Source organism: Pseudogemmatithrix spongiicola (assembly GCF_030623445.1).
Classification (GTDB): Bacteria; Gemmatimonadota; Gemmatimonadetes; order Gemmatimonadales; family Gemmatimonadaceae; genus Pseudogemmatithrix; species Pseudogemmatithrix spongiicola.
In genome coordinates this window covers 1909509-1922198 of record NZ_CP130613.1, presented here as the reverse complement: position 1 = coordinate 1922198, position 12690 = coordinate 1909509, and the positions used below count along the sequence as shown (strand labels likewise).

At 69.6% G+C, this 12690-nt stretch carries 10 protein-coding genes; 5 read left to right on the top strand and 5 right to left on the bottom strand.

Going from position 1 to position 12690, the window contains the following annotated elements; translation table 11 throughout:
* Window positions 1-55: 55 nt before the first annotated feature.
* The gene (locus Strain318_RS08820) at window positions 56-475 is read left to right on the top strand and encodes a hypothetical protein (protein WP_367885338.1); all 420 of its coding nucleotides are present in this window, start codon (window positions 56-58) and stop codon (window positions 473-475) included.
* On the opposite strand, the gene rfbC is transcribed toward Strain318_RS08820, so the two are convergent.
* The 5 genes from rfbC to Strain318_RS08795 are packed head-to-tail and all read right to left on the bottom strand — an operon-like array spanning window position 476 to window position 6561.
* The gene (gene rfbC / locus Strain318_RS08815) at window positions 476-1042 is read right to left on the bottom strand and encodes a dTDP-4-dehydrorhamnose 3,5-epimerase (RefSeq protein ID WP_367885337.1); all 567 of its coding nucleotides are present in this window, start codon (window positions 1040-1042) and stop codon (window positions 476-478) included.
* Window positions 1039-1920, bottom strand: a complete 882-nt coding sequence (gene rfbA, locus Strain318_RS08810; protein ID WP_367885336.1) for a glucose-1-phosphate thymidylyltransferase RfbA — start codon at window positions 1918-1920, stop codon at window positions 1039-1041. The genes rfbC and rfbA overlap by 4 nt, the downstream gene beginning before the upstream one ends.
* Window positions 1917-2978, bottom strand: coding sequence for a dTDP-glucose 4,6-dehydratase (gene rfbB, locus Strain318_RS08805; protein ID WP_367885335.1), 1062 nt, complete (start codon window positions 2976-2978; stop codon window positions 1917-1919). The genes rfbA and rfbB overlap by 4 nt, the downstream gene beginning before the upstream one ends.
* A gap of 12 nt (window positions 2979-2990) precedes the next feature.
* On the bottom strand, window positions 2991-5558 hold the full coding sequence (locus tag Strain318_RS08800; protein WP_367885334.1) for an SLBB domain-containing protein: 2568 nt from the start codon (window positions 5556-5558) through the stop codon (window positions 2991-2993).
* 31 nt (window positions 5559-5589) lie between these two features.
* Window positions 5590-6561, bottom strand: a complete 972-nt coding sequence (locus Strain318_RS08795) for a sugar transferase (RefSeq protein WP_367887945.1) — start codon at window positions 6559-6561, stop codon at window positions 5590-5592.
* Between the two features lie 260 nt (window positions 6562-6821).
* Here Strain318_RS08795 and Strain318_RS08790 point away from each other — a divergent pair, with 260 nt between their 5' ends.
* Genes Strain318_RS08790 through Strain318_RS08775 form a run of 4 tightly spaced genes read left to right on the top strand, consistent with a single transcriptional unit; the run spans window position 6822 to window position 12684 of the window.
* Window positions 6822-8204 (top strand): hypothetical protein, encoded by a 1383-nt coding sequence (locus Strain318_RS08790; protein ID WP_367885332.1) that lies wholly within the window; start codon window positions 6822-6824, stop codon window positions 8202-8204.
* A 47-nt stretch (window positions 8205-8251) separates the two neighbouring features.
* The gene (locus tag Strain318_RS08785; protein WP_367885331.1) at window positions 8252-8839 is read left to right on the top strand and encodes a polysaccharide biosynthesis/export family protein; all 588 of its coding nucleotides are present in this window, start codon (window positions 8252-8254) and stop codon (window positions 8837-8839) included.
* Window positions 8836-10212: a GumC family protein gene (locus Strain318_RS08780; protein ID WP_367885330.1), complete on the top strand. Its 1377-nt coding sequence runs from the start codon at window positions 8836-8838 to the stop codon at window positions 10210-10212. Before Strain318_RS08785 ends, Strain318_RS08780 begins: the two co-directional genes overlap by 4 nt.
* Complete coding sequence (locus tag Strain318_RS08775) at window positions 10213-12684, top strand: O-antigen ligase family protein (protein ID WP_367885329.1); 2472 nt, start codon at window positions 10213-10215, stop codon at window positions 12682-12684.
* The last annotated feature ends 6 nt before the right edge of the window (window positions 12685-12690 follow it).

Genomic DNA, 12690 nt, shown 5'->3' with positions numbered 1-12690 from the left:
GTGACCGGCGGCTCGCGCGGGATCGGCGCGGCCTGCTCGGAGCTCCTCGCCGAGTGTGGCGCCGACGTGTGCGTGGGGTATCGCTCGCGGGGCGCCGCGCACGGCGTTCTACCAGCACCACATCGTGCGGCAGGGCTACACGCAGCGCGGCCAAGTGCTGGGGGCCGGGATCGGGCCCGGAAGCTCGCAGGTGTCGCTGGAGCTCGCGCGCGTGGCAGGCTGGGGGCGGGCAGGGGTCACGCTTCAGCGCACGGTGTACGACAACGACCGCTTCTACGCGACGCAGAGCGGCGGCTCGGCGTTTCAGCGACAGGAGGCCGAGCCAGCCCTTCTTGCCGATGCGCTGCTGTTCCGCGGCCCCTGGGAGCTAGGTGGATCCCTGGCGATCGCCAAGCTCTACAACAAGTACTACGTGCTGAAGGCAGACGAGACCAACGTGCAGCTCGGCGTGACGGCGAGGTATCGCTGGCGCTAGTCAGCGCCGCAGGCGCGGCAGCTTCTCTGAGGGCAAGTCGGCGAGCAGCGGCGCGGCCGCGTCCTTGGCAGACAGCGAAGGCTCGGCGATGGCAGGCGGCCACTGGATTGCCAGCGTGGGGTCGTTCCAGCGAATGCTCACCTCGTCGGCAGGTGAGTACAGCGCCGTGCACTTGTACGTGAACAGCGCCGTCTCGCTGAGCACCACGAAGCCGTGCGCGAAGCCCGGCGGCACCCACAACTGGTGATGGTTCTCGGCGCTGAGTTCTGCGCCTACCCATTGGCCGAACGTCGGAGAATCGCGGCGAATGTCCACGGCCACGTCCCACACGGCGCCCTGCACGACGCTGACCAACTTACCCTGCACGTTGTTCGGCCATTGGAAGTGCAGGCCGCGCAGCACGCCGCGCTGCGAGTACGACTGATTGTCCTGTACGAAGGGCCCCGCGATGCCGGCCTCGCCGTAGCGGTCTTCGCGATAGCTCTCGAAGAAGAACCCCCGCGCGTCGCCCCAGACCTTGGGCTCGATCAACTTCACGTCGGGAATCGCCAGCGCCGTGACCTTCACTTGCCGCCCTTGAGCAGGTTGAGCAGGTAGGCGCCGTACTCGCTCTTGCCCAGCGCGTCGCCGACGCGCTGCAGGCCCGCGTCGTCCAGCCAGCCGTTGCGCCAGGCGATCTCCTCGGGCACGGCCATGCGCAGCCCCTGCCGCTTCTCGAGCGTGCCCACGAAGGCCGAGGCGTCGAGCAGGGAGTCGTAGGTGCCCGTGTCCAGCCAGGCGAAGCCACGGCCCAGCTGCTCCATGCGCAGCGTGCCGCGGCGCAGGTATTCCTTGTTGACGTCGGTGATTTCGTACTCACCGCGCGCCGAGGGCTTGAGCGCTGCGGCGATATCGCAGACGTCGCGGTCGTAGAAGTACAGGCCCGTCACTGCCCAGTTCGAACGCGGCCGCGCGGGCTTTTCTTCGATGCTCAGCACGCGACCCGAGACGTCCACCTCGGCCACGCCATAGCGCTCAGGGTCCACCACGTGATAGCCGAACACCGTGGCGCCCGGCGTCTGCGTGGCCGCCTCGTTGGCGCGGCGCAGTTGGTCCACCAAGCCGTGGCCAAAGAAGATGTTGTCGCCGAGCACCAGGGCCGAGGGCTCGCCGTTCACGAACTCGCGGCCGATCACGAAGGCCTGCGCGAGGCCATTGGGCACGGCCTGCGCGGCGTAGGAGAGATTGATGCCGTACTGCGAACCGTCGCCGAGCAGCTGCTGGAACAGCGCCTGCTCATGCGGCGTGGTGATGACCAGTACGTCGCGGATGCCCGCGAGCATCAAGGTGCTCAGCGGGTAGTAGATCATCGGCTTGTCGTACACGGGCAGCAGCTGCTTGCTCACGGCCTTGGTGATGGGCCAGAGGCGGCTGCCGGTGCCGCCGGCGAGGATGATGCCCTTCACTTGGAGGCTCCCGTCCCGAGACGCTCACCGCGGTAGGCCCCGCTGGTCACGTCGTCGAGCCACTGCCGGTTCGCGAGGTACCACTGCACGGTGCGGCGCAGACCAGTGTCGAAGTTCTCCTGCGGTACCCAGCCGAGTTCACGCCGCAGCTTCGTGGCGTCGATCGCATAGCGGTGGTCGTGGCCCGGGCGGTCGGTCACGAAGGAGATCAATCGCTCGTGCTTGCCGGCAGCGTCTGGGCGGAGTTCGTCGAGCAGGGCGCAGATGGCGCGCACCACTTCGATGTTCTGCCGCTCGTTCTGGCCGCCCACGTTGTAGGTCTCGCCGAGGCGGCCGTTGCTGACCGCCAGTCGCAGCGCACGGGCGTGGTCGTCCACGTAGAGCCAATCGCGCACGTTGTCACCCTTGCCGTACACGGGCAGTGGCGCGCCTTCGGTGGCCTTGCGGATGATGAGCGGAATCAGCTTTTCGGGAAACTGATACGGCCCGTAGTTGTTGCTGCAGTTGGTGATGACCACCGGCAGGCCGTAGGTGCGCTGCCAGGCGCGGGCCAAGTGGTCCGAGCCTGCCTTGCTCGCCGAGTAGGGCGAGGAGGGATCGTAGGGGGTGGTCTCGGTGAAGAGGCCTTCGGGGCCCAGCGAGCCGTAGACCTCGTCGGTGGACACGTGCAGGAAGCGAAACGCCTGCTGTGCCGCGGCCTCGAGCGTACGCCAGTAGCGTAGCGCTTCCTGCAGCAGCTGGAACGTTCCGACCAAGTTCGTCTGGATGAACTCGCCGGGTCCGTCGATCGAGCGGTCCACATGCGACTCGGCGGCCAGGTGGTACACGGCGGCAGGCCGGTGCGTCTCGAGGAGTTGCCGCATGGCCGCGGCGTCGCAGATGTCGGCCTGCACGAAGCTGTGCCGAGTGTGCGTCCGTGCCTCGGCCAAGGAGGCGAGGTTGCCGGCGTAGGTGAGCTTGTCGATCGTGACGACGTGGTGCGCCGTCTCGGCGATCAACTGGCGGACGAGGGCGGAGCCGATGAAGCCGGCGCCCCCGGTGACAAAGACAGTGGTCACTTGGAATGAGTGCTAGCGGAGGATGGCGTAGACGGTGGCCAAACTCGCGACCGTCTGCGCAATGACGGAGACCATTGCGATGCGCTCGCTCGCTCGGTTCTCAGTTGAACGGGCGGGCACCACCACCGTCGCGCCGGGGCGCGGCTTGGGATCCACTGGCACGAGCAGGATCCGGCGCCGGGCCTGGATCTGTCCGTTGGGCTGGATCACGTACGCTTTGCGCTCGTCGCCGACCAGCGAAGCGCCGCCTGCGGCGCGGACGTAGAAGGAGAGCCGCGCACCGCCCTGCGCCGTGATCGACGTCGGGGCATTCACCGCGCCGCGGATTTCAATCGTGCTGCGCTGGACCGGCACATGCAGGGAGTCGTCGTCGAAGAGCACGAGGTTATCCGACGAGTTGCGTTCGCGCAGTGCCTGCGCGAGGTCGAGACCCACGCGGGCGCGTTCCACCGTGTCCGGCACGAGGGAGCCGAGCGCGAGCGAGTCGCGCCGCAGCTTGCTGGTGTCGGCGCGGAACGAGGTCAGCGCCACGGCACGGGCGAAGTACGCGGCGTCCACCGCGGCATCGGCGGTGAGGCCACCGGCGCGGCGGATGACGTCGCTGAGGCGCTCGTCCTTGCTGACCAGGGTATAGCGGCCCGGAAAGCGCACCTCACCCGAGAGCACCACGGAGCGCGGCGTCAACCAGTCCGGCTGCTGCATGATGAGGACGTTGTCGTAGGGCAGCAGCGGGACTTCGGGGGCGCTGCGGAAGCCGGCGGCCGTCTCGCCGCGCGGGGCGATGTACGGGCGGCCCGGTGCGTAGTCCGCCAAGTAACTGGAATCGAGCGGCACGCGGATGGTCTGCGCGGTGGTGCGTCCGTTGCGCGCCTCAGGGATCCGCGCCACCTCCGCCTCGCGCAGGTAGGCGCCTTCGCGGAGGCCACCGGCCTCGAGCACTAGGTCGCGCAGGGTCATGCCCTCGCGCCAGCGGTACTGCCCGCCGCGTCGCACCGAGCCGCCGATGGCGACGAAGCGCGGCGGCCGGAACTCCGTCAGCGAGAAGACGGTGATCTCGTCGTCCTCCTGCAGGGCGAAGTCATTGACGACGGCACCGGTGGAATCGCGCAGCATGGCCCGCAGGGCCATGCGCGTCGAGTCCGCGCGCAGTCGCGTCACAGACACCTGGCCGAGGTACACGTCGGGCTTGGGGCCGCCGGCGGCGCGGAGGGCCTCGCCGAGTGTCATGCCGGGGCGCAGGCCCTGGGCTCCCGGGCTCCACACGTGCCCGCGGACGACGACGCGATTCCGTACGCGCTCGGCGATCGGCAGCACCGTGACCTCGTCACCGGCCACCATCGGGATCGCCGGCAGCGCGCCGGCGTTCGCCGCGACGTCCACGACCTGGCGCACCTGTCCGGCCCCGCTGCGCTCCGCCGCCGGCACGATGCGAGCGATCCGCAGGCGAAGGCCGCTGGCGGTGGGACGCAGTCCGCCGGCGACGCCGATCACGTCGGTGAGCGTCTCGCCCGGCAGCAACTCATAGGTCGCCGGCCGCATGATCTCGCCCATCACGCGCACGCGAGGGCCGTGCGTGGTCACGAACACGATGTCGCCGTTCTCGAGACGCACGTCCTTGGCGTTGTCGCCGCGCACGAGATAATCGTAGGTGTCGAGCGCCCCGATCACCTTGCCCGCCCGGCGCACCTCGACGCGCCGCAGCGAGCCGTTGGACGTCGGGCCGCCGGCGGCGTAGAGGGCAGTCATCGCCGTGGACGCACTCGAAATGCGGTAGCTCGCCGGGCGTTCGACCTCACCGGTCACGAAGACCTGGATGGCGCGCAAGCGCGAGACGCTGATCGAGAACTTGGTCGGCGCATCGGCGCCGCGGCGGACGCCGGCGTAGGAGCGGGGCAGGCGGGCGTAGAGCAGGTTCTCGAGTTGCCCGATGGTGAGGTTCGCGACGCTCAACTGCCCGACCTGCGGGATCATCACGAAGCCTTCGCGGGTGACGTCCAGCGTGTGGGCCAGTTCGGCGTCGCCGGTGAGGATGAGCACCAGCTGGTCGCCGGGACCGAGGCGATAGTTCTCGTCCACCGGCCCGTCGAGCACCGGCATGAACTCGCTGGTCGCGTTGCGGAAGGTCTCGAGTCCGAAGAGTCGGTAGGCGAGGCTGTCGGCGCCCGGGCCGCGCACCGAGTCGTCGGACACGCGCGGCAATTCGATGCGACGCGTGGTCGAGAGACTGTCGCCCGACCGCAGCATGGTGCGGAGCATCGCGGCGTCGTCGCTGCTGGCAATCCCCAAGCGCCCGATGGCGGCGATCATGTCGTCCGTGACATTGACGCCCTGCGCGTTGCCGCCGGGGAGCAGTCCGTCCAGGAAGCTCTCGGGATAACCTTCCGCGCGGAGCCGCGCGCGGATCTGATCCGGCGTCATGCCGCTCTGGGTGATCTGCTGCCGAACCTGGTTGGCGAGGTCCGGACGCGATTGCATCAGGGCCTGGGCCTCGGACGGCGACGGGATGCGCTGTTGCGCGGCGGCCGCCGACGAGGCGAGCGCGACCGCGAGAAATCCGATGACGAACGAATGACGGACCATCCGGGGAAGATACTCCAGCGCTTCCGCGCTGTCAGCGTTGGGCGGAGACGCTTCCGTAATCGGCGACGGCCTTGACGGTGCGCATCGCGATCGCGAAGTCGCCGCGCAGCGACCAGGTCCGGACATAGCCGAGCTCGACCGCGGCGCGGTCGGGGTACGCCAGGCGATGCCGGCCCGACACGGCCCAGAGTCCGGTGATGCCGGGGCGCACCGAGAGCAGCAAGCGCTCGGAGCCGGCATAGTGCTCCAGCTCTTCGTGCACGATGGGACGCGGCCCGATCAGGCTCATGTCGCCGCGCAGGACGTTGATGAGCTGCGGGAGTTCGTCGAGCGACGTGCGGCGGAGGAGGCGACCGAGGCGCGTCACGCGCGGGTCGTCATTGTCCGGGATGCGGAAGCCGTGTTCGCGGTACGTCGCCCACAGCTGCGGGTCGCGGCGTAGGCGCTCTTCGGCGTCCACGACCATGGTGCGGAACTTCAAACAATGGAAGGCGCGTTCGCGCAGGCCGACGCGCCGGTGCCGGAAGAACACCGGGCCGCGCGACTCAAGCGCGATGGCGGCGGCGATGATGGCAAACAGTGGGGCGAGGACCACGAGCATCGTCGCCGACAGCACGATGTCGATGCTGCGCTTGAGCAGGGCCTGCCACTCCGTGCGGCGATGCGCGGCGAGCTGTACCAGCGGCGCGTCGCCCTCCCAGACCACCAACGGCTCGTGCCCGGCGACGACTTCGCTGGGCATTACGGCGAGCAAGCGGCAGCCGTGCAGCTGGGAGATGTCGCTGGCGGCGCGCATCATCGCGGTGCCGAGCGGGCCGGCGACCAGCACGACGCTGGCCCGGTGGGACGAGATCAACTGGTGCAGGGCGTCGGACTGCCCACGGATGGTCGTGGCGTCTTCATCCTCCGCGACCGTCACCACTCCGCAGACCTGGAACCACTGCGCACCCACGGCCGGATGCTCCAAGGCGCGCGGGACGTCGCGCGCCGTGCCGATGACCACGGCGGTGCCGCGCGTCCTGGCGGAAGGCGAGGACGTGGGAACGCGCTGGGTACTTGGCGACTGCGATTGGATGAGTGGCGACTCGGACATCAATGCACTGGTGCAGGTGAGTTCGGGCATCCAAGGTCGGACGCCAGAAGGTACAGCGCGGTGCGCAACAGGACAATGACTTTTTGCGAGACTTTCTGTGACCTAGGATGCGCGGCCTAGCACAAGTGCGGCGCAGCGTGACCTGGATTACAGCCGCTAGATTCCCGCGCATGCGTGCCTCGTTCGGTCTCTTCTTCGCCGCCGCCAGTCTCTGCCTCCATCCGACGGCACTGCGCGCCCAGGTGCAGACCGAGCTCGCGGGCACGCTCCGTCTGCACTACAACTCAGGCTTCCCGAGCAATCTGGAAGCCGGCGCGGCCTGGACGGGGCGGGGCCTCACCACCGTGCTGTCGCCGGACCTGCTGCTTCGCTGGCGAGGGATCTCGCTGCGTGTCGCGCCGGAGCTCTGGTCGGCGGAGAATCGTGACCTTCGGCTCATCAGCGCACCCGGCGCACCCAATCCCTACGCCGACCCGATGCGGCCGACGGGCATCGACTTGCCGCAGCAGCTCGGCCCGGGGCGCGTCGCGCGGCTCGATCCCGGGCAGAGTGCGCTGGTCGTCGAAGCCCTCGGCACTCGGGTCGCCCTCACGTCCGCCTCGCGCGTCGTCGGGGCGGGCGAGCGGCACGCGATCCTCATGTCCGCCGATGCGCCGGGCTTCCCGCGGCTCGAAGTCGGGACCGCGGCTCCCGTGACGACCCCGCTCGGCGCGTTCAGTTTGCTGCTCTCCGCCGGCCAGGCGGGGCAGACCGCCTGGGCACCCCAGCGACGCGCCGGCTCGCGCAGCGTGGCCTTCTTCGAGGGGCGCTGGCGACCGTTCATTGACGGCCGGCTCGAGCTTGGTGCGGCACGCTTCTATCACCGCGACTGGGGCGGTGCGCGGCTCGGTGACCTCCTCACGCCCTTCGGCTCCCTGTTCTTCGACGCGCAGACCTTCGGCGGCGGCGCGGCCGACAACCAGTTGCTCGCGCTGTTCGGACGCCTCCGGCTCCGGGAGCGGACTGAAGTCTGGGCGGAGTTCGGCCTGAACGATCGACAGACCGATGCGCGCGAAGCCGCCGTGGAGCTCGAGCACAACTCGGCATGGCTCTTCGGCCTGCGACATCGTTGGACCGGAATGCCGGGGGTGTCGTGGACGCTCGAGGCGAACGCCGCCAGCGGCCGCATTCCCCCGATCGAGGTATTCCGTCCGCAAGCGACCTTCTATGAACACACCCCCGTGAGCCAAGGACACACCAACAGGGGACGCCTGCTCGGCACGCGGCTGCTCGAGCGAACCGGTGGGGCCGAGCTGCGGCTGACGCGCGGATCGCGGGCCGGAGCGCTGTCGCTGATCGCCGGCACCCGAGACCTCGCCAACGAGCGTCGCTTGGTGGTGTCGGAGGAGGCCCTGCGCCGCGAGTGGTCGCTGCTGGTTGAGTGGACCAGGCGGGGGCGTCACGGGCTCGAGTACTTTGGCCGCGTAGGCGGCATCGCCGACCTCAACCGACATCCCGTGTTCGGCGACGCGTACAGCGCCGTCGTGAGCACGGGCCTCACCTGGCGGCGATGAGCGCCGACGCGTTGCTCACGATACCCACCGCAGGTTACGCTTCCCCGATGCGTCGTTTCACCCTTCTGACGATCACGTTCCTGCTGGCCTCGGCCTCGGCGCCTGTCGCCCGCGCGCAAGCGCCCATCCGGCCGGGCGATCGCCTCATCGTCGTGCTCGCCGACACCGTGGACACGCTGCCGCTGCGCGCCGACGGTCACGTCGTGCTGCCGCGTTTGGGGCCGCTGCACGTGGCTGGTCTGGCGCCGTCGGTCGCGGAAGACTCGGTATCACGGGCCTATACCCGCATCTTCGCCCGCCGCGACGTGCGCATCACCGCGCTGCGGCGTGTCGTCGTCACCGGCGAGGTCCCCCGCGGTGACGTCTTCTTCGTGGACGCCACGGTCGGTCTCGCCGAGGCGATTGCCCTCGCCGGCGGCGTCGGCCCCGAAGGCAACCGCCGACGCATTGAACTCTGGCGCGGCGGTGCGATGGTCGCCCGTGTGCGCTCGACCTCCGGTGCGGCCCTGCAACAACCACTCGAGTCCGGCGACATCGTCCTCGTCGCCCGCGAGAATTGGTGGCTGCGCAATCCCTTCGTCATCGTGTCGCTGCTCTCCAGCGCCGTGTCCCTCTTCATCGCGCTGAGCCTGTGAGCACCGCCGACATCGAATTCGCCGAGATCGGCCCAGCGCTGCGCCGCGGTATCGCCCGCATCGGCATCGGCCTCGCCCTGGGCCTGTTGCTGGCGCTGCTCGTCATCCTTTTCGTGCCGGCGCGCTTCGCCGGCCGCGCCATGCTCGTCGTCCGCACCGAGGCCAGCGCCAGCTCGCTCATCGGGCAGCAGTTGGGCGCCTTCGCCGACTTGGCCGGCGGGGCGCTTGGCAACGCCGGCGACCGCATGAAGACCGAGCTGTCGCTGCTCCAGAGCCGCGCGCTTCTCGCGGACGTGGTGGACTCGCTGCGCCTGCAATTGCGCGCCGGGCGCACGCCGGGCTTCCGCCTCGACGTCCCGCTGCCCAGAGACGAACGCTTCGCCCCGCGCAAGCTGGACGTCGGCGATGCCCGCGTCACGCTCGTGGACCGCGAGGACGCCATCGACGACCTCGCGCGCCGCCTCGACGTGAAGGTGGTCGGCGGCGAGACGGTGGAGATCCGCTACTCGGGCCGCGACTCGCTCAGCGCCGCGGCCGTGCCGAACCTCGTCGCCGCGCGCTATATGGAACGTCGGCGCACGGTGGACCGCGGTCTCAATCAGCGTCGCGTGGAGTTTCTCAGCGCTCAGTCCGACTCGGTGCGCCGTGCGCTGCGCGAGGCTGCGGGTGCGCTGCGCGGCGCACAAGAGGGCGGGAAGGTGGTGTCGCTCGAGCTGTCCGAACGCGCCGAGGTCGAGGGTCGCATTGCGGTGCAGGCGCGGCTTGCGGAAACCGAAGCCGAGCTGGCAGCGCTCGAGCGGCTCATCGCCGACGTCGGCACCAGCGACCCCCGCCGACTCGCCGGCTTCCCGGCCTTGCTGCGCTCGCCGGCGGTGAACGACCTGGTCTCGGAGATGTCTCGCCTCGGCACCGAGCGCGCGCTACTGCTCGCGGATGCCACGGCACGCGCACCGCGCGTGGTGGCTGTGGATTCCGCGCTGGCCCAGTTGCGCGCGCAGGTGATGCCGCTCGCCCGCACCTACGCCGACGCACTGGTCGGCCAGCGCGACGAGTTCCGCCAACAGCTCAGCGCCTCGCGCGCCCGCTCGGCCACCCTGCCGCGCGCGGCGGAGTCGCTGCTCTTGCGCGAAGGCGAAATCGAAGCGCTCGGAAAGCTTGCCCTCGCGGTCGAGGCCCAATTGCTCGACGCGCGACTCGCCGCCCTCGGGGAGGGTGGTGACGTGCGCGTCATCGATCCTGCAGTGGTCCCGCGCCGCGTGAGCTTCCCGCGGCCGCTGCCCACGCTTGCCATCGGCCTCTTCGTCGGCCTCTTGCTCGGCACGTTCGCGGCCCTCGCGCCGTTGGGGAGCGCAGGGGCACGCGCGGAGGCCTGAGTGCGGCTCGGCACCCGAAGCATCCTGGCCGCCGCGGCGCCGGCGCTCGCGCTTGGCAACTTCGGGCGCATTCCCTTCATCGAACTCGGCGGCCGCCCCGGCGCCATCTCGCTGCTCGACTTCGCGCTGCTGCCGCTCTGGCTGCTCCTCGCCCTCACGCTGCCCGGTGGCCGACGTCGCTGGCGATTCGACGCCGTGTCGAAGGGGCTACTCCTATTCCTCGCCGTGGCGGCGTTCACCACGCTGCTGGCCGCCCCGCGCTGGGATCTCGGGATGGGCGCATGGGTGGGCAGTGCTGCCTTTCTGGTGCGCTGGGCCATGTACGCGGGGTACTTCCTGCTCATCGTGACGGACCCCGACGCCGAGCGCGAGGGCGAGATCGCCTGGCAGCGCTTCAACGTGGTGTTGGTGGTGATCGCTTGCTTCGGCTTGTTCCAAGTGGTGTTCATCCCGGACATCGGCCCCAAGATGTCGGCGCTCACGAACATCCCCGCGGACCCGCAGGGGCGTCGCTTGGTGAGCACGCTGTTTGACCCGCAGATCGCGGGCGGCCTCTTGGCCTTCGGGCTGCTGTTCGTGATCGCGCGCGCGGCCGAGGGGTTGCCGGTGCATCGCGGGCAGTTGCTGCTGCTCTCCGTGGCGTTGGTGCTCACGTTGTCGCGGTCGGCGATCCTCGGATTCCTGGCAGGCATTGGCGTAATCGTCCTCGCCCGCGGTGTGCCCAGCGGCCTGCGTCGGCTCGCCTTCGGTGGCGCGGCTTTGCTATTGCCGCTGCTGCCGCTGCTGCTGCCCTTTGCGGCCGAGTTCAACAAGTTGCGCGTGGATGCGTCGGCGGTGCAGCGCTTGATTCCCTGGCTGCGCAGTCTGCAACTCTTGGTGGATCACCCGGTCTTGGGCGTGGGCTTCAACTTCGTGTCGCACGCGCAGCGCGCGTACGGCTGGCGGCAGGTGGGCGGCAGCGACGTGTCTATGGATGGTGGCCTGCTGTTCATCGCCGTGATGACGGGCGTTGTCGGCTTGGCGGCCTTCGTGGGCATGCTGATCGCGTTCTGGCGCGTCGCGCGCCGAACGTGGCGCGCGGCCAGTGTGCCGCCGCCGCAGCGGGCCTTTGCCGTCGGCGCAGTGGCGGCGACCGTGGCGATCGTGATTCAATCATTTTTCACGAACACCTTGTTGGGTACTTGGCTGATGCTGCCGATGTGGTTGGCCTGGGGGCGTGTAGTGGCGACGGCGCAGCGCCTGCGCACGACGGCCGTCGCGGGCGTCGCGCTGCTCGTGATTTTCTTGACCGGTTGCGACCCTTGCGCGGGCGTCGCGAACTGCGGCGGGCCGGAGCGGCGCGTGTTGACCGGGACCATCATCTCGCGCAGCACGGACGAGCCGGTGGCGGGGCTGAAGGTCGAGGCCGAGGGCCGCATCGCCGTGACCAACACGGTGGGCCGCTGGGTGTTGGAGCTGCCAGCGGGAAGCCCGACGGTGGATGTGCGGGTCGGCGGCGACTCGGGCTACGTCGCGTCGAACGTTGCAGTGTCTCCGGTGCAGTTGACGGGCGACGCGACCGAGCTTGGCGTGTGGTTCGACCGGCCGTACTTCGGCTACATCATGGGGTTCACGTTCCGCGACGTGATGGTGGCGGATCCCGACGTGCGCTTCGAGTTGGATCCGGACCTTGGCGGTGGCGAGATCGTGTCCACGGCGGCGGGCGGGGGATACCGGTTCTTCGCGGGTGCCGCGCCCGCCGCGGGTCCCGTCCGCGGGACGTTCACCGTCAGCCATCCCTCCATCGGCACACGACGCTTCGAGGGCGCGACGCTCGTCGCGGATTACGCCCTGCGCGTGGCGAACATCCGCGAGTGGTTCAAGGTGGATGGCACGTATCGCTACGGCGGAAACGTCATCGATCGCGGCTCCTACGCGGCGAGCCCGGGGACGACCATCACGTTCCAGCGGACGGGCGGCTTGGAACTGACGCAGAATACGGTCGTGACCACGTCGCGCGAGGGCGGATTCTTCACCTTCGACATCGAACCTCTGGGCCGCGGGCGCGTCGTGGGCGACCTCACGTTCGCACCGCCCAACGGTCGTGCGCCGTACGTGTACCGCGACTACGTACTCACCACCTACGATTCCTCGAACGTGCGCAACCTTGGGTTGTTCGCCCACGGTGAAGCCTGGGTGTGGGTATTTGAAGTGCGCCGCGCCGCCGATTCCTCGGCCGTGACCTGGACGCCTTTTGAGTTCGTGCGCACGGGCGGGCTGGCGCTGCAGTTCGGCGACGTGCTCACGGGCACGAGCAACGGATCCGGGCGCCTGCTCGTGTGGTCGCCGGTGCCCGACACGGGCAGCGTGACCGGCACGCTCACGATGCGGCCCGAGGGCCGAGCGCCGGTGACGGTCGGCAGTTTCACGCTGCGTACCGTCGCGGCCGACACGCAGAACTTCGCGGGCGTGCAGTTCATCCCGCTGCCGTGATGCGGG